At 71.7% G+C, this 16,464-nt stretch carries 13 protein-coding genes; 11 read left to right on the top strand and 2 right to left on the bottom strand.

The features are described 5' to 3' along the window. The first annotated feature begins 37 nt into the window (after positions 1–37). Genes ABZ016_RS09145 through fdhD form a run of 5 tightly spaced genes read left to right on the top strand, consistent with a single transcriptional unit; the run spans position 38 to position 6,478 of the window. On the top strand, positions 38–1,009 hold the full coding sequence (locus tag ABZ016_RS09145; protein ID WP_356915886.1) for a 2-dehydropantoate 2-reductase: 972 nt from the start codon (positions 38–40) through the stop codon (positions 1,007–1,009). Continuing rightward, positions 1,006–2,925 carry a molybdopterin-dependent oxidoreductase gene (locus ABZ016_RS09150; protein WP_356915887.1) on the top strand — a complete coding sequence of 640 codons (1,920 nt, stop codon included), beginning with the start codon at positions 1,006–1,008 and terminating at the stop codon, positions 2,923–2,925. Before ABZ016_RS09145 ends, ABZ016_RS09150 begins: the two co-directional genes overlap by 4 nt. Positions 2,926–2,931: 6 nt before the next feature. Then, positions 2,932–4,764, top strand: coding sequence for an NAD(P)H-dependent oxidoreductase subunit E (locus ABZ016_RS09155; protein ID WP_356915888.1), 1,833 nt, complete (start codon positions 2,932–2,934; stop codon positions 4,762–4,764). Continuing rightward, a complete protein-coding gene (locus ABZ016_RS09160) occupies positions 4,761–5,621 on the top strand; it encodes a 2Fe-2S iron-sulfur cluster-binding protein (RefSeq protein WP_356915889.1) in 861 nt (286 codons plus the stop codon). The genes ABZ016_RS09155 and ABZ016_RS09160 overlap by 4 nt, the downstream gene beginning before the upstream one ends. Before the next feature lie 8 nt (positions 5,622–5,629). Further along, positions 5,630–6,478 carry a formate dehydrogenase accessory sulfurtransferase FdhD gene (fdhD, locus tag ABZ016_RS09165; protein WP_356915890.1) on the top strand — a complete coding sequence of 283 codons (849 nt, stop codon included), beginning with the start codon at positions 5,630–5,632 and terminating at the stop codon, positions 6,476–6,478. A 97-nt stretch (positions 6,479–6,575) separates the two neighbouring features. Here the strand turns inward: fdhD and ABZ016_RS09170 are convergent, their stop codons facing one another. After that, complete coding sequence (locus ABZ016_RS09170) at positions 6,576–7,013, bottom strand: MarR family winged helix-turn-helix transcriptional regulator (protein ID WP_356915891.1); 438 nt, start codon at positions 7,011–7,013, stop codon at positions 6,576–6,578. A 104-nt stretch (positions 7,014–7,117) separates the two neighbouring features. On the opposite strand from ABZ016_RS09170, the gene ABZ016_RS09175 reads away from it, so the two are divergent. From ABZ016_RS09175 to ABZ016_RS09185, 3 genes are all read left to right on the top strand, one after another. After that, positions 7,118–8,035: a zinc-binding dehydrogenase gene (locus ABZ016_RS09175; protein ID WP_356915892.1), complete on the top strand. Its 918-nt coding sequence runs from the start codon at positions 7,118–7,120 to the stop codon at positions 8,033–8,035. Positions 8,036–8,191: 156 nt separating this feature from the next. Further along, on the top strand, positions 8,192–10,075 hold the full coding sequence (locus tag ABZ016_RS09180; protein WP_356915893.1) for a sialidase family protein: 1,884 nt from the start codon (positions 8,192–8,194) through the stop codon (positions 10,073–10,075). Positions 10,076–10,086: 11 nt separating this feature from the next. Next, entirely contained in the window at positions 10,087–11,331 is a 1,245-nt protein-coding gene (locus ABZ016_RS09185; protein WP_356915894.1) for a DUF4185 domain-containing protein, read from the top strand. Here ABZ016_RS09185 and ABZ016_RS09190 read toward each other — a convergent pair. Next, on the bottom strand, positions 11,267–12,280 hold the full coding sequence (locus ABZ016_RS09190) for a bile acid:sodium symporter family protein (RefSeq protein ID WP_356915953.1): 1,014 nt from the start codon (positions 12,278–12,280) through the stop codon (positions 11,267–11,269). The genes ABZ016_RS09185 and ABZ016_RS09190 overlap by 65 nt on opposite strands. 170 nt (positions 12,281–12,450) lie before the next feature. Here ABZ016_RS09190 and ABZ016_RS09195 point away from each other — a divergent pair, with 170 nt between their 5' ends. The 3 genes from ABZ016_RS09195 to ABZ016_RS09205 all read left to right on the top strand — a co-directional run bounded on the left by ABZ016_RS09195 (position 12,451) and on the right by ABZ016_RS09205 (position 16,402). Further along, positions 12,451–13,329 (top strand): LysR substrate-binding domain-containing protein, encoded by an 879-nt coding sequence (locus ABZ016_RS09195; RefSeq protein ID WP_356915895.1) that lies wholly within the window; start codon positions 12,451–12,453, stop codon positions 13,327–13,329. A gap of 298 nt (positions 13,330–13,627) precedes the next feature. After that, positions 13,628–15,454 carry an AMP-dependent synthetase/ligase gene (locus tag ABZ016_RS09200; protein WP_356915896.1) on the top strand — a complete coding sequence of 609 codons (1,827 nt, stop codon included), beginning with the start codon at positions 13,628–13,630 and terminating at the stop codon, positions 15,452–15,454. A gap of 156 nt (positions 15,455–15,610) precedes the next feature. Continuing rightward, complete coding sequence (locus tag ABZ016_RS09205; protein ID WP_356915954.1) at positions 15,611–16,402, top strand: aldo/keto reductase; 792 nt, start codon at positions 15,611–15,613, stop codon at positions 16,400–16,402. Positions 16,403–16,464 lie beyond the last annotated feature (62 nt).

The following is a 16,464-nucleotide window of genomic DNA, read 5'->3' on the forward strand; positions in this document are numbered from 1 at the left end:
CCTCCGCGGTATCCCTCAAACCGAACGGAGTGTTCCCGTGAAAGTCGCAGTTCTCGGCGCCGGTGCCATCGGCGCCTACGTCGGCGCCGCGCTCCACCGCGCCGGTGCCGATGTGCATCTCATCGCCCGTGGACCGCATCTGGCGGCCATGAGGCAGCACGGAGTCCGGGTGCGCAGCCCGCGCGGCGACTTCACCGCGCACCCCCACGCGACCGACGACCCGGCCGAGGTCGGCCCGGCCGACTACGTCTTCCTGGGCCTGAAGGCCAACGCGTACGCGGCGTGCGGGCCGCTCATCGCGCCGTTGCTGGGCCCGGAGACGGCGGTCGTGGCGGCCCAGAACGGCATCCCCTGGTGGTACTTCCACCGGCACGGCGGGCCGTACGACGGCCACCGCGTCGAGAGCGTGGACCCGGACGGCGCGGTCAGTGCGGTGCTCGCGCCCGAACGGGCCGTCGGCTGTGTCGTCTACGCGGCGACCGAGCTCGAAGGGCCGGGCGTCGTACGGCACCTGGAAGGGACGCGGTTCTCGATCGGCGAACCCGACCGCAGCGTGTCCCCGCGGTGCGTGGCGTTCGGCGAGGCGATGCGGGCGGGTGGCCTGAAGTGCCCGGTCGAGCCGGATCTGCGGAGCGACATCTGGGTCAAGCTGCTCGGCAACATCTCCTTCAACCCGATCAGCGCGCTGGCCCGCGCGACGATGCGTCAGATGTGCCTGCACGGCGGCACCCGCAGGGTCATCCAGATCATGATGACCGAGACGCTCAGCGTGGCGAACGCCCTCGGCTGCGAGGTCGGCGTCTCCATCGAGCGCCGGCTCGCGGGCGCCGAGCGGGTCGGCGACCACCGCACCTCCACGCTCCAGGACCTGGAGCGCGGCAAGCCGCTCGAACTCGACGTGCTCCTCGCGGCCGTCGTCGAGCTCGCGGACATCACCGGCGTGGAGGTGCCCACCCTGCGCACCGTGCACGCCATCTCGGACCTGCTCGCGCTGAGGAGCGCCGCATGAGGAAGCGTGAACCGAAGACCTACACCCGACTCACCCACCCCCTGGTGCGGGACTCCCGCGACGAGCCGTTCCGGCAGGCGAGCTGGGAGGAGGCCCTGGACCGGGCCGCCCGGGGCCTGGACCGCAATCGCGACGCGTTCGGAATGTTCTCCTGCGCCCGCGCCACCAACGAGATGAACTACGTGGCGCAGAAGTTCGCCCGGGTCGTCATGGGCACCAACAACGTCGACTCCTGCAACCGCACCTGCCACGCGCCGAGCGTGGCCGGCCTGTCGGCGGCGTTCGGCTCCGGCGGCGGGACGTCGTCGTACGAGGAGATCGAGCACACCGACGTCATCGTGATGTGGGGCTCCAACGCCCGCTTCGCGCATCCGATCTTCTTCCAGCACGCGCTGAAGGGCATCCGGAACGGGGCCCGGATGTACGCGGTCGATCCGCGCCGGACGTCGACGGCCGAGTGGGCGGAGAGCTGGCTGGGCCTCAACGTCGGCACCGACATCCCGATGGCGCACGCCATCGGCCGCGAGATCATCCACGCGGGCCTCGCGAACGAGGCGTTCATCGAGCGGGCCACCACCGGCTTCGAGGAGTACAAGGCGCTGGTCGAGCCCTGGACGCTGTCGCTCGCCGAGAAGGTGACGGGCGTACCGGCCGCCGCCGTACGGCAGTTGGCGCACGCCTACGCCCGCGCCGAGCGCGCCCAGCTGTGCTGGACCCTCGGCATCACCGAGCACCACAACGGCACCGACAACGTCCGCGCCCTGATCAACCTGTCCCTGCTCACCGGGCACGTCGGCCGCTACGGCTCGGGCCTGCAGCCGCTGCGCGGGCAGAACAACGTGCAGGGCGGCGGCGACATGGGCGCGATCCCCAACCGCCTGCCCGGCTTCCAGGACATCCTCGACCCGGAGATCCGGCTGAAGTTCGAGTCGGCCTGGGACACCGTCATCCAGCCGCACTACGGGCTGAACCTCACGGAGATGTTCGAGGCGATGGAGGACGGCTCGCTCAAGGCCGTCTACTGCGTCGGCGAGAACCCGGCCCAGTCGGAGGCGGACAGCGAGCAGGCCGTACGGCGGCTGCGGTCCCTCGACTTCCTGGTCGTGCAGGACATCTTCCTGACGAAGACGGCCGAACTCGCGGACGTCGTGCTGCCGGCCACCGCCGGCTGGGCGGAGACCGACGGCACGACCACCAACAGCGAGCGGCGCGTGCAGCGCGTCCGCAAGGCCGTCACCCCGCCCGGCGAGGCCCGCGAGGACATCGACATCATCTGCGACCTCGCGGCCCGCCTGGGGCACGACTGGAAGTACGCCGACGCCGAGACCGTGTGGAACGAGCTCAGGTCCGTCTCGCCCGACCACTACGGCATGACCTACGACCGCCTGGAGGAGCACCAGGGCATCCAGTGGCCGTGCCCCAGCACCGAGCGGCTGGAACCCACCTACCTGCACGGCCGGCTGTGGGACCCCGACCCCGCGGGGCGCGGCCGGCTCGCCCCCTTCGGGCTCGTGCAGCACGACCCGCCCGTGGACCTCACCGACGAGCAGTACCCGATCCGGCTCACCACCGGACGGCGGCTCGACTCGTACAACACCGGGGTGCAGAGCGGCGGTTACGCCTCGCCGCTGCGGCGCGGCGAGTACGTCGAGCTGTGCCCCGAGGACGCCGAGCGCTACGGCGTGGTGGTCGGCGAGCGGGTGCAGGTGACCTCGCGGCGCGGGTCGGTGACCGCCCCGGTGTGGGTGGACACCGCGCTGCGGCCGGGGCTCGCCTTCATGACCATGCACTTCCCGGACGAGGTGGACACCAACGCGCTGACGATCGAGGCGAACTGCCCGATCGCGGGGACGGCGGAGTTCAAGGCGTCGGCGATCCGGATCGAGAAGCTGCCCATCGCGACCATCGTGGGGTGACGCACAGTGGACCTGCACTTCGGTGACAGCAAACCGACGGACGAGGAGCGGGCGGCCGTGGACGCCCTGCTCGGCCCTCCGGAGTCCTCCTGGGAGGGCGCCGCCCGCGACGAGATGGGGGCTGCCGATCTCCGGTGGGCCCGCGGCGGGCGCGAGGCCCGGGACCGCCGCGACCTGCTGCTGCCGGGGCTGCACGCGATCAACGACCGGATCGGCTGGATCAGCGACGGCGCCCTGGACTACCTGTGCCGACGGCTGACGGTACCGCCGGCGGAGGCGTACGGGGTCGCCACGTTCTACGCGATGTTCTCCGTCAAGCCGCGTCCGGCGACCGTGCTCCATGTGTGCACGGACCTGGCGTGCGCGGCGGCCGGGGCGCCGGAGCTGTGCGCGGGGATCGAGGCACGGCTCGGTCCCGGCAGTGGGGTGAGCGTGCAGCGCAGCCCCTGCCTGGGCCTGTGCGAGCGCGCTCCGGCCGCGCTCGCGATCAAGGCCGGGGATCCGGTGCGGACGGCGGTCTCGGCGCCGGCGACCGTGCACGACGCCGTCCTCGCCGCGAGTTCACCCGACTCGGCACCCGAAGAACCGCCTGCGGCGACGGCGGTGCCGCAGGCCGGGCAGGACGGACTGATGCTGCTGCACCGCGTCGGCGTGGTGGACCCGACGTCCCTCGACGACTACCGCGCCCACGGCGGCTACACCGCCCTGCGCCGGGCCTTCGCGCTGGGGCCCGCCGGGGTCATCCGCGAGGTCACCGACTCCGGGCTGGTCGGACGCGGCGGCGCCGCCTTCCCCACCGGCCGCAAGTGGCAGGCCACGGCGTCCCAGCCCGACCACCCGCACTACCTAGTCTGCAACGCCGACGAGTCCGAACCCGGCACGTTCAAGGACCGCGTGCTCATGGAGGGCGACCCCTACGCGCTCGTCGAGGCGATGACGATCGCCGGGTACGCGACCGGCGCCCACAAGGGCTACCTCTACCTGCGCGGCGAGTACCCGCGCGCCCTGCACCGGCTGGAGCACGCCATCACACAGGCACGCGCGCGTGGGCTGCTGGGCGACGACGTCCTCGGCCAGGGCTACGCCTTCGACATCGAGATCCGGCGCGGCGCGGGCGCCTACATCTGCGGTGAGGAGACCGCGCTGTTCAACTCCATCGAGGGCTACCGGGGCGAGCCCCGCTCCAAGCCGCCGTTCCCCGTGGAGAAGGGCCTGTTCGGCAAGCCGACGGTCGAGAACAACGTGGAGACGCTGGTCAACGTGCTGCCGATCCTCACGATGGGCGCCCCGGCGTACGCGGCGATCGGCACGGAGCGGTCCACCGGCCCGAAGCTGTTCTGCGTGTCGGGGAGTGTGCAGCGGCCCGGTGTCTACGAGGTGCCGTTCGGCGCGACACTGGGCGAGCTGCTCGCACTCACCGGGGTGCGTGAAGGGTTGAGGGCGGTGCTGCTCGGCGGGGCGGCGGGCGGTTTCGTACGGGCCGACGAGCTCGACGTCCCGCTCACCTTCGAGGGGACACGTCAGGCGGGCACGACGCTCGGTTCGGGGGTCGTCATGGCCTTCGACGACACCGTGCCCCTGCCCCGGCTGCTGCTGCGCATCGCGGAGTTCTTCCGGGACGAGTCGTGCGGGCAGTGCGTGCCGTGCCGGGTCGGCACCGTGCGCCAGGAGGAGGCGCTGCACCGGATCGTGGAGCGCACCGGTGCCGACGCCGCCGGGGACATCGCCCTGCTGAGGGAGGTCGGCCGCGCCATGCGGGACGCCTCCATCTGCGGTCTGGGGCAGACCGCGTGGAACGCCGTGGAGTCAGCCATCGACCGTCTGGGGGCGTACGAATGACCGTCACACCACTGGGGATCCCCCGCCGTCTGCTGGAGTTCACCCTCGACGGGGAGCCGGTGCGGGCGCCCGAGGGCTCGACGCTCCTCGACGCCTGCCGGGCCGCCGGGAAGGACATCCCGACGCTGTGCCAGGGCGACACGCTCCGGCCGAAGAACGCCTGCCGCGTCTGCGTCGTCGAGGTCGAGGGGTCCAGGACCCTCGTCCCGGCCTGCTCCCGCAAGGCCGAACCCGGCATGGAGGTGCACACCGGCACCGAGCGGGCCCGGCACAGCCGGAAGGTCGTCCTCGAACTGCTCGCGTCCTCCGTGGACCTGTCGACGACACCGCGAGTCGCCGAGTGGCTGAAGGAGTACGAGGCGAAGCCCGACCGCTTCGGCCCGGACGCCGCCCGGCTCAACGAGGAGCCGAAGGTGGACAACGACCTGTATGTCCGCGATTACGACAAATGCATCCTTTGCTACAAGTGCGTGGACGCGTGCGGCGACCAATGGCAGAACAGCTTCGCGATCTCGGTCGCCGGGCGTGGTTTCGACGCCCGGATCGCCGTGGAGCACGACGGGCCGCTGACCGAGTCGGCGTGCGTGTACTGCGGGAACTGCATCGAGGTGTGCCCCACGGGCGCGCTGTCCTTCAAGTCCGAGTTCGACATGCGGGCGGAGGGTACCTGGGACGAGTCGCGGCAGACGGAGACGACCACGGTGTGCGCGTACTGCGGAGTGGGCTGCAACCTGACGCTGCACGTACAGGACAATGAGATCGTGAAGGTCACCTCGCCGCACGACAACCCGGTGACCCACGGCAACCTCTGCATCAAGGGCCGCTTCGGCTACCAGCACGTACAGAACCGGGGCTGATCAGGACTATGGGACGAGTCACCGAACGACGCAAGGTGATCCGGATACGGGACGGGGCGGTCTCCAGCCGCCCGGACACACTCGTGGCGGAGGAACCCCTGGAGATCCGGCTGAACGGCAAGCCGCTGGCGATCACCATGCGCACCCCGGGCGACGACTTCGCCCTGGCGGCCGGCTTCCTGGTGAGCGAGGGCGTGCTGGGCGGGCAGCGGGACCTGCGGAACATCGTGTACTGCGCCGGTGCGACGGTCGACGGCTCGAACACGTACAACGTGGTCGACGTGCAGACGGCTCCGGACGTGGTGATCCCCGACATCACCCTGGAGCGGAACGTCTACACGACGTCCTCCTGCGGTCTGTGCGGCAAGGCGTCCCTGGACGCGGTGCGCACGACGGCCCGCTGGCCCGTCGCCGACACTCCCCCGGTCCGGGTCTCCCCGGAGCTGCTCTCGAGCCTGCCCGACCGGCTGCGCGCCGCCCAGCGGGTGTTCGACCGGACCGGGGGCCTGCACGCGGCGGCCCTCTTCTCGGAGGACGGTGAACTGCTGGACGTCCGGGAGGACGTGGGCCGGCACAACGCCGTCGACAAGCTGGTCGGCCGCGCGCTGCAGAACGGTGACCTGCCGCTGTCCCGGACGGTCCTGCTCGTCTCGGGGCGAGCCTCCTTCGAGCTGGCGCAGAAGGCCGTGATGGCCGGGATCCCCCTGCTGGCGGCGGTGTCCGCGCCGTCCTCGCTGGCGGTGGACCTGGCCGCCGAGACGGGCCTGACCCTGGTGGGTTTCCTGCGGGGCACCTCCATGAACGTGTACGCGGGTGAGGACCGCATCGCCCTGCGGGCGGCGGCCGTCCAGGGCTGAGCAGTCCTCCGCGCGACACGGCGGCGGGGCCCCGGCCGGCGGGGAGCGCCCCCTGCGCCGCAGGGGCCCCGTCTCGACCTCCGGTCCGCGAGGGCCGTCAGTCCCCCGTGCCGGATATCCGTCGCAGCATTCCCATGAACTGCTCCCGCTCCGCCGCCGACAGCGGGGCGAGCAGTTCGTCGTTGGCGGCGCGGGCCGCCTTCTCGCAGCGTTTCAGCAGCCGGGCGCCCGCCCCGGTGAGGGACACGGCGTTCTTGCGGCGGTCCCTCGGGTCCGGCTCGCGCACCACCAGGCCCGCCGCCTGCAGGTCGTTGAGGATGCCGACCAGGTCCTTGGGGTCCAGCCGGACCCCGCGGCCGAGGTCGGCCTGGGCGACGGGGCCGAGATCACGGACGGCGGACAGCACCACGTGGTGCCACATCCGCATGTCCTGCTCGGCCAGCGCATCGGCCACCAGGGCCCGGCCGCGGGCGGCGGCGCGGCCGAGCAGCCAGCTGGGCAGGGAGCGGATCGCGGGGAGGGGGGCTTCCGGCATGGCCGCAGCCTAACCAAGAATTCATTGGTCTTCCCTATGACCCTCCTATACCGTTGGGGATCCCAACGAATTCATCGGGGTTCCCCACGATGTCCGGAGGTGCGATGCGTCGCGTCCGCTACGAATCCCGAGGCGGCCCCCTGTTCCTGGAGGAGGCGCCGGTCCCCGCGCCCGGCCCTGGGGAGCTGCTCGTGCGCACGGAGGCGATCGGCGTCACCCTCCCGGTCGTCCGCAAGGTCACCGAGGCGACCGAACCGATTCCGCTCGGCGGCGAGATCGCCGGGGAGGTCATGGCCGCGGGCGAGGGCGTCACCCGCTTCGGCACCGGCGACCGCGTGACAGGGCTCTGCTTCGGCCATGGCTACGCCGACTTCGCACTCCTGCACGAGGCCATGGCCTCCCCGGTGCCGGCGGACGCCCGGGCCGTCGACGCGGTCGCCCTGGTCCGCAGCGGCCTGGTCGCCCTCGGTGCCCTGGAGGCGGCACGGCCCGAGCCGGGCGAAGCGGCCCTGGTCACCGCAGCGGCGAGCGGTGTCGGCCACCTGGCCGTGCAGCTGGCCCGGACCCGGGGCGCCGGCCGGGTCGTGGGGGCCGTCTCCGACCCGGCCAAGGCCGGCTTCGTGCGCGATCTTGGCGCCGACCATGTCGTCGCGTACGGCGACGACGGCTGGGGCACCTTGGTCGACTACGCCCTGGACGCCGTCGGCGGTGCGCTGCTCACCCCGGCCCTCGCCGCGCTCGCCCCGGGAGGACGGCTGGTGGCGTACAGCTCGGGCGGCGGCACCGTCGAGGCGTACGACCTGCTGGTGGGCGCCAAGTCGGTGATCGGGTTCCAGATGGCCCGCATCGCCCGCGGGAACCCGGAGCTGTACGAGCGGTGGCGCCGGGAACTGTGGCGGCTGTTCGCCGCGGGCGAGATCGAGCCCGCCGTGCACGGGGAGTTCGCCCTGGCGGACGCGGCGAAGGCACACGAGGTGATCGAGACGCGCGCCAACCTCGGCAAGGTCGTCCTGATCCCCTGACGCACGCTTCTTGTGGGGGGTCCGTGAGTCCAAGTACCGTCTGTGGCCCCACACATGGGACGTGGGATGTCCGGTTGTCCGCACTTCCGCCGCCCGGATGTCCGCGCCCATGCCTCGGTGGTCCAGCCGACAGACGCATGAAGGGCAGGTCGCACCATGCCGTCAAGTCTTCGCACCCGTCTGAGATCCACCCTGAGATCCCCCCTGACAGCCGTTCTCACCGCCGCGGCACTGCTCGCGCCCACCGCCCCGGGCGGCGCTCAACCCGTCGCCGCCTTACCGGAGTTCGAGCAACAGGTGCTCTTCAAGGCATCCCAGGACTCCGGTTACGCCTGTTTCCGCATCCCGGCGATCGTGCGGACCACGGCCGGCACGCTGCTCGCCTTCGCCGAGGGCCGCGTCCTCAACTGCGGTGACGCGGCCGACATCGACCTCGTCGTGAAGCGCTCCACCGACGGCGGCCGCACCTGGGGACCGCTTCAGGTCGTCAACGAGGGCGCCGGCGACACACACGGCAACCCGGCGCCCCTGGTGGACCGCAGAACCGGCCGGATCCTGCTCGCCGAGACGTACAACACCGGCCGTACGGACTCCGGCAGCTGCACGATCCCCTGCGATCGCACCCCGCATCTCCAGTACAGCGACGACGACGGCCGCACCTGGTCCGAGCCGCGCGACCTGAGCGCCGAGATCCTGCCCGAGCAGTGGAACTCCTGGTACGCCACCGGGCCCGTGCACGGCATCCAGCTCACCCGCGGCAAGCACGCCGGGCGGCTGGTGTTCGGCGTCAACACCGAGACATGGGACGGCAGCCGGGTCAGCGCGAACCACGCCGCGCTCATCGTCAGCGACGACGGCGGCGACCACTGGCGGGTCGGCGCCACCGACTCCTGGCCCATAGCTCAGGACGGCACGTTCCGGCAGAAGCCGTCCGAGGTGACGCTCACCGAACGCGCCGACGGCGCGATCCTGGTCAGCGGCCGGGAACAGGACGGAACCGACCTGGGCCACCGCGCGCAGACCCTCAGCCGGGACGGCGGCGACAGCTTCGCCACGCCCTTCCGCGGTCTACCGGAGCTCTACACCCCGCAGGTCCAGGGCGCGACCCTGCGCCTCGGCGGGCGGATCCTGCTGTCCGCCCCGGCCGACCCCGACCGCCGCCGGACGATGATGGTCCGCTCCTCCTACGACGGCGGGCGCACCTGGGACAGCGTGGACCGGGGCACCGTCGTCACCACGGACTGGTCCGGCTACTCCGACATGGCGGCGGTCGACTCCTCGACGGTGGGCCTGCTGTACGAGGGCGGCGCGGTCGACGCCCGCGACGAGATCCGCTTCGCCCGTTTCACCGAGGACTGGCTGAAGCCGCGCCGCGGCCGCGACCCGACCACCCGCGACGCCGCGCCGGGCGCCGAGCCGGCGGCCGTGCTCGGCGGGGCCCTGCGGACGGCCGGCGTGCACGGTAGTGCGCTGTCCTTCGACGGCGGCGACGACGCCGTACGCCTGCCGTACCGCTCCCGGCTCCCGCTCGGCGAGGGCGACTTCACGGCCTCGCTCTTCTTCCGCTACACGGCCACGACCGGCGAACAGCCCTTCCTGTGGATGGGCGGCATCGGCACCACCCAGCCCCAGATCTGGCTGCGCGGGGAGCCGGCGAGCGACCGGGTCCGCGCGCTGATCACCACCCGGTCTGGCGCGACGACCGTGCGGACGGCCTCGGTGTCGACCGCCGGCGCCCACAACGACGGCCGCTGGCACCACCTGGCCCTGCGCCGGGGCGGCGGGAACCTGACCCTGTTCCTCGACGGTTCGCCCCTCAGCACCCCGGACGTGCCGGGCTCGGTCAGCCGTAACTCCCCGTTCGGTGTGCACATCGGCCAGCGCATGGACAGCCGGGCGTTCCTCACGGGCGCGGTCGACGACGTCCGCGTCTGGGACCGGGCCCTCTCCGACGAGGAGTTGGCTTCCGGCGCCACGGGAGCGGCGGCCCGCGGGACGGTGCTGTGGCTGCCCATGGACCAGGTGAGCGGCAGCAACTAACGTCACGGAGCGTGCCCGACGACGCAGAGGCAACACGAGCACGAGCACGACAGCGCACCGGGACCGGGATCGGCATGCTGCTGGTCCTGGTTCTGGGGGCCGCGCTGCTGATCGCCCTGCCGGAGGACGAGAGTCCGGACGACGACGGCACCTGCCCGGCCCGCACGGTCCGCTCCTGGCAGGCGGACGACGGTCTCACCGCCGAGTTCGCCCGCTACGGCGACGACGCGAGCCGCGCCGACGACTGGACCGGCGGTGACGGCACGCACTCGGTGCGGTTACCGGACGGCCGGGTGCTGTGGTTGTTCTCGGACACCTACCTGGGCCGGGTGTACGGGCCGCCCAACCCGGCCGGCGAGTCCCACGCCTGGCGGGACACCACCGCGCCGCTGGTGCGCAACTCGGCGGTGCTGATGCGCGACGGCCGGCTGGAGACGACCCTGCCCGCCCCGCTCTTCGCCGACCCGGCGCCGAACCGGTGGCGCTGGCCGGTCGCCGCCCGGGTCGAACCCCGCTCCCCCGGCTCCTCCGAGCAGGTCGTCCGGGTCCTGCTGTGGGTGCGCACGGCCGGCCAGGCCCCGTGGATCTACGGCGTGCCCACGGCCACCGAGGTCGCCACCCTGACCCTGCCCGGCCTCCGCCTGGAGTCGATCGTCGAGGTCCTCGGCCAGCAGTCGGTCCCCGACCCGTCCCGGCGGGTGCTGTTCGGCACGACGCTGGTCGGGGAGGACGGCTGGACGTACGTCTTCGGCGGCGACGACGGCCGGGCCGCCTCCCGTCCCGCCTCGCACGCGTACGCGGCCCGGGTGCCGGAGGGCAGGCTCGCCGACCCGGCGGCCTGGCAGTACTGGAGCGGCTCGGCGTGGGTGCCGGGCGCCCGTCCCCGGCCGGTGCTCGGGGACGGGCGGAGCCGGGGCGTGGGCAGCGCGTTCTCGGTCGTCCGGGACGACGGGACGTACGTGCTGTTCACCATGGCCACGGGCACGAAGGGGCTGACCACCGTGGCGTCGTACTGGGCGTGCTCCCCGGCCGGGCCGTGGCACGGGCCGGCGAAGGAGTTCAGCCCGTCGCTGCCGCAGGGGCAGGTGGCCGCGTACAACCCGCAGGCCCACCCGGTGCTGAGCGGCGACGGGCGTCTCGTCCTGAGCTACGACGTCAACTGGCTGGAAACGACGGGGGCCGCGGCCCAGCTCAGCCGGAACGTGTCCCTGTACCGACCGCGGTTCGTGACGCTGCGGCTGGCTCCGGAGCCGTGACCTCCGCCGCCGGGTCGTGCGAACGGCGCTTGGCGATCACGGCGCAGACCATCAGCTGCATCTGGTGGAAGAGCATCAGCGGCAGCACGGCCAGCGAGGCGTGCGCGCCGAACAGGACGCTCGCCATGGGCAGTCCGGCGGCCAGTGACTTCTTCGAACCGGCGAACTGCAGGACGATCCGGTCCTCCCGGGCGAAGCCCAGCGCCTTGCCGCCGTACCAGGTCAGCAGCAGCATCACGGCGAGGACGACGGCCTCGACGGCGAGCAGTCCGCCCAGCCGGACGGGGCTGACCTGGTGCCAGATGCCCTGGACCATGCCCTGGCTGAACGCGGTGTAGACGACGAGCAGGATCGAGCCGCGGTCCACCAGCCCGAGGACCTTCTTGTGCCGGGTGACGAAGCCGCCTATCCAGCGGCGCAGCAGCTGCCCGGCGAGAAACGGCACGAGCAGTTGCAGCACGATCTTCAGCAGCGAGTCGGCGGAGAACCCGCCGCCGCTGCCGCCGAGCAGCGAGGCCGCGAGCAGCGGGGTGGCGATGATGCCGACGAGCGAGGAGAAGGAGCCCGCGCAGATCGCGGCGGGCACGTTGCCGCGCGCCATCGAGGTGAAGGCGATCGACGACTGGACGGTGGACGGGACGAGCGTGAGGAAGAGCAGGCCCTGGTAGAGCGGGTCGGTGAGGATCACCGGCACCAGCCCGCGGGCTGCGAGACCGAGCAGCGGGAAGGCGACGAACGTGGCGGCCAGGACCGTGACGTGGAGCCGCCAGTGCCGCAGGCCGTCCAGCGCCTCGCGGGTGGAGAGCCGGGCTCCGTAGAGGAAGAACAGGAAGGCGATCGCCGCCGTGGAGGCCCCGGACGCGACGTCGGCGGCCGACCCGCGGGCCGGGAACAGCGCGGCGACGCCCACGGTCGCCAGCAGGAGAAGGATGAACGGGTCGATCGGCATCCGGCGCGGCCGGCGCAGGCGTTTCACGGTGCTCCACTTGCTCGGTACTTACAGGTGCTGCGGGGCCGGGGCGGCCCCCTTCCATCCTGCTCCTCGACCCGGCGATCGGGAATCCCGTATACCGCTCTCACTGCTATCGCGTTTCATGATGGCGGCGCTAACCTGGTGCCATGTACGACCCCTCCCATCTGCGCACCTTCCTGTCGGTGGCGCAGACGCTGAGCTTCACGCAGGCCGCGCGGCGGCTCGGGCTGCGGCAGTCCACGGTCAGCCAGCACGTACGGCGGCTGGAGGACGCCACCGGCCGGACGCTGTTCAGCCGGGACACGCACTCGGTGGAGCTGACGGAGGACGGCGAGGCCATGCTCGGCTTCGCCCGCCGGATCCTGGAGGTGCACGAGCAGGCGGCGGCGTTCTTCACGGGCACCCGGCTGCGCGGCCGGCTGCGGTTCGGCGCCTCGGAGGACTTCGTGCTGACCAGGCTGCCCGAGATCCTCGAGGGCTTCCGGCACGAGCACCCGGAGGTCGACCTGGAGCTGACGGTCGAGCTGTCGGGCACGCTGCACGAGCAGCTGACCGCCGGGAAGCTGGACCTCGTCCTCGCCAAGCGGCGGCCCGAGGACCCGCGGGGCGAGCTGGTCCGGCACGACAGGCTGGTGTGGATCGGCGCGGAACGCCTCCGGCTCGACCCGGACCGCCCGGTGCCGCTCATCGTCTATCCGCCCCCGGGCATCACCCGCGCGCTCGCCCTGGAGGCGCTGGAGCGGCAGGGCCGTGAGTGGCGGGTGGTGTGCACCAGCGGCAGCCTCAACGGTCTGGTCGCCGCCGCCCGGGCCGGTCTCGGCGTGATGGCCCACTCCCGCGGCCTCATCCCGCCGGGGCTGGTCCGGGTCCCGGACCGCGCCGGTCTGCCGGAGCTGGGGCAGGTCGACTTCGTCGTGGTGCACGGCCGGCGACGCCCCTCCGCGCAGGGCGCGGCGGACGCCCTGGCGGCGGCCATCCTGGCCGGTGGCGACCGGCTGCACCGCAGCTCGCCCAAGGGCCTGTGACAACCGGAGTGACGGAATCCGCTGCCGTCACGCTGACAGAAGAGGCCCCCCTTTCGGGGCGCTCCGCGGCGTGCCTGGAGTCGTACAGATTCGGTGGAGATTACGGCACCGAAACTTACTCAACCGTCAGGATCCTGTCCGACCCTTCCCCATGTGAGCGCTTTTTCCCCCACTGACCAGCACCGACAAGCGCCGCTCAGCTTCGGACCCCCTCCCGCACCCTGGCCCCGTGGGGTAGCTTTCACCGCGCTGTGCGGAGCGTCACTCAACAAAAGCGCTGAGGAGCGGGGAGCGGGGTTTGCGCGAGTTTTCCAACCCTCCGTTGGCGTTGGCACCTGCGGTGGGCGGTCTGGCCGACGTGGTCTTCCAGCATGCCCAGGAAGACCCGTTGCACATCGCACTGGGCCGCAAGGACGAGACGGGCCACTGGCGGGACGTGACCGCCGCCGAGTTCCGTGACGAGGTCCTCGCCCTGGCGAAGGGTCTGCTGGCGAGCGGCATCCGGTTCGGCGACCGGGTCGCGATCATGTCCCGGACGCGGTATGAGTGGACGCTCTTCGACTACGCGCTGTGGACCATCGGCGCCCAGGTCGTGCCGGTGTACCCGACCTCCTCGGCCGAGCAGTGCTTCTGGATGCTGTACGACGCCGAGGTGACGGCCGCGATCGTGGAGCACGAGGACCACGCGATGACGATCGCCACGGTCATCGACCGGCTGCCGCAGCTGCGCCGCCTGTGGCAGCTCGACTCGGGCGCCCTGCACGAGCTGTACGACGCCGGCGCCCATCTCGACGACGAGGTGGTGCACCGCCACCGGCAGGCCGTCACCCCCGACTCTGTCGCCACGATCATCTACACCTCGGGCACCACGGGCCGCCCCAAGGGCTGTGTCATCTCGCACGGCAACTTCATGTACGAGGCGGACACCGTCATCGAGCGCTGGGAGCCGGTGTTCCACTCCAAGCGGGGCGACGAGGCCGCCACCCTGCTGTTCCTGCCGCTCGCCCACGTCTTCGGGCGGATGGTCCAGGTCGCGGCGATACGCGGCGGGGTGAAGTTCGGCCACCAGCCGCAGCTGAACGCGGCCGCCCTGCTGCCCGACCTCGCCGCGTTCAAGCCGACGTTCTTCCTGGCCGTGCCGTACATCTTCGAGAAGGTGTTCAACGCGGCCCGCCGCAAGGCCGAGAAGGAAGGGCGCTCCGGCCCCTTCGAGAAGGCCGTGGACATCGCCATCAAGTACGCGGACGCGATCGAGGCGAAGGCCTGGGGCATCGGCCCCGGCCCCTCCGCCGGCCTGCGCATGCAGCACCAGCTGTTCGACAAGCTCGTCTACACCAAGATCCGCGCCGCGATGGGCGGCCGCATCCGGCACGCCATGTCGGGTGGGTCGGCGATGGACCGGCGGCTCGGGCTGTTCTTCGCCGGGGCGGGCGTCCACATCTACGAGGGGTACGGCCTGACGGAGTCCACGGCCGCCGCGACCGCCAATCCGCCCGGGCGCACCCGGTTCGGCACGGTCGGCCAGCCCATCCCGGGCATGACCGTGCACCTCGCGGACGACGGCGAGATCTGGCTGCACGGGCAGAACGTCTTCCAGGGCTACCTCAACAACCAGAAGGCCACCGACGCGACCCTGCACGACGGCTGGCTGGCCACCGGGGACCTCGGCTCGCTCGACGAGGACGGCTACCTCACCATCACCGGCCGCAAGAAGGAGATCCTGGTCACATCCGGCGGCAAGAGCGTTTCCCCCGGCGTACTGGAGGAACGTGTCCGTGACCATCCCCTGGTCAACCAGTGCATCGTCGTCGGCAACGACCGCCCTTACATCGCCGCGCTGGTGACCCTGGACCAGGAAGCCGTGGAGCACTGGCTGGCGATGCGGGGCAAGCCGCGGCTGTCGCCGGTCGAGCTGGTACGCGACGCGGATCTGGAGACGGAGGTGCGGCGCGCGGTGGTCGCCGCCAACACCCTCGTCTCGCAGGCCGAGTCGATCCGCACCTTCCGCATCCTGGCCCAGCCGTTCACCGAGGAGCACGGGTTGCTGACCCCGTCCCTGAAACTGAAGCGCAGGGCGATCGAAAAGGCGTACGAGAACGAGGTCGAGGCGCTGTACCGGGCGTGAAAGCCAGGTAACAGGGGATTTGTACGTCTGAATTCTCCCGTCAGGAATGCATCACGGCTCGTGATCGTTGACGATGGGAGCACACCTGACCACAAACCGAAGGATCGAGAGCTCGTGAGCAAGGTCCCCCCGATCACCCTGAACAACGGCGTCGAGATGCCCCAGCTGGGCTTCGGTGTCTGGCAGGTGCCGGACGACGAGGCCGAGTCCGCCGTGGCGACGGCGCTGGAGGCCGGGTACCGCAGCATCGACACAGCGGCGATCTACGGCAACGAGGAGGGCACCGGCAAGGCCATCGCCGCGTCCGGCCTCCCCCGCGACGAGCTCTTCGTCACCACCAAGCTCTGGAACGCCGACCAGGGGTACGACTCCACGCTGCGCGCCTTCGACACGTCGCTGGAGAAGCTCGGCCTGGACTTCGTCGACCTGTACCTGATCCACTGGCCGACGCCGGAACGAGGTCTTTACGTCGACACGTACAAGGCGTTCGAGAAGCTGCACGCCGACGGCCGGATCCGGGCCATCGGTGTCTCCAACTTCCTTCCCGAGCACCTGGAGCGGCTGATCGGCGAGACGTCGGTCATCCCGGCCGTGAACCAGATCGAGCTGCACCCGCACCTCCAGCAGAGCGCCGCCCGTGAGTACCACGCGGAGCAGGGCATCGCCACGGAGGCCTGGTCGCCACTGGGCCAGGGCAAGGGCCTGCTGGAGGTCCCGGCGATCGTGGCCATCGCGCAGAAGCACAACCGCACCCCTGCTCAGGTCGTGCTGCGCTGGCACATCCAGCTGGGCAACGTGGTGATCCCGAAGTCCGTGACGCCGTCCCGGATCAAGGAGAACATCGAGGTCTTCGACTTCAGCCTGGACACGGAGGACCTCGCGGCCATCAGCGCCCTCAACGAGGACCGCCGCCTGGGCCCGGACCCGGCGGAGTTCAACGGCGCGTAAGGCTTCCAGACTGCCCGCGGCTACGTCGCCCCACACGGCCGCACAGCTGCGGGCGGTCCTCA

Origin of the sequence: Streptomyces sp. NPDC006372, assembly GCF_040612515.1 — a bacterium.
In the GTDB taxonomy this organism is placed as follows: domain Bacteria; phylum Actinomycetota; class Actinomycetes; order Streptomycetales; family Streptomycetaceae; genus Streptomyces.

What these genes read in the sequence shown, in the direction of transcription:
- ABZ016_RS09180 (WP_356915893.1), top strand. Translation starts at nt 8,192, where the DNA reads ATGCCGTCAAGTCTTCGCACCCGTCTGAGATCCACCCTGAGATCCCCC.
- ABZ016_RS09195 (WP_356915895.1), top strand. Translation starts at nt 12,451, where the DNA reads ATGTACGACCCCTCCCATCTGCGCACCTTCCTGTCGGTGGCGCAGACG.
- ABZ016_RS09175 (WP_356915892.1), top strand. Translation starts at nt 7,118, where the DNA reads ATGCGTCGCGTCCGCTACGAATCCCGAGGCGGCCCCCTGTTCCTGGAG.
- ABZ016_RS09170 (WP_356915891.1), bottom strand. Translation starts at nt 7,013, where the DNA reads ATGCCGGAAGCCCCCCTCCCCGCGATCCGCTCCCTGCCCAGCTGGCTG.
- ABZ016_RS09150 (WP_356915887.1), top strand. Translation starts at nt 1,006, where the DNA reads ATGAGGAAGCGTGAACCGAAGACCTACACCCGACTCACCCACCCCCTG.
- ABZ016_RS09190 (WP_356915953.1), bottom strand. Translation starts at nt 12,280, where the DNA reads ATGCCGATCGACCCGTTCATCCTTCTCCTGCTGGCGACCGTGGGCGTC.
- ABZ016_RS09205 (WP_356915954.1), top strand. Translation starts at nt 15,611, where the DNA reads ATGCCCCAGCTGGGCTTCGGTGTCTGGCAGGTGCCGGACGACGAGGCC.
- fdhD (WP_356915890.1), top strand. Translation starts at nt 5,630, where the DNA reads ATGGGACGAGTCACCGAACGACGCAAGGTGATCCGGATACGGGACGGG.
- ABZ016_RS09160 (WP_356915889.1), top strand. Translation starts at nt 4,761, where the DNA reads ATGACCGTCACACCACTGGGGATCCCCCGCCGTCTGCTGGAGTTCACC.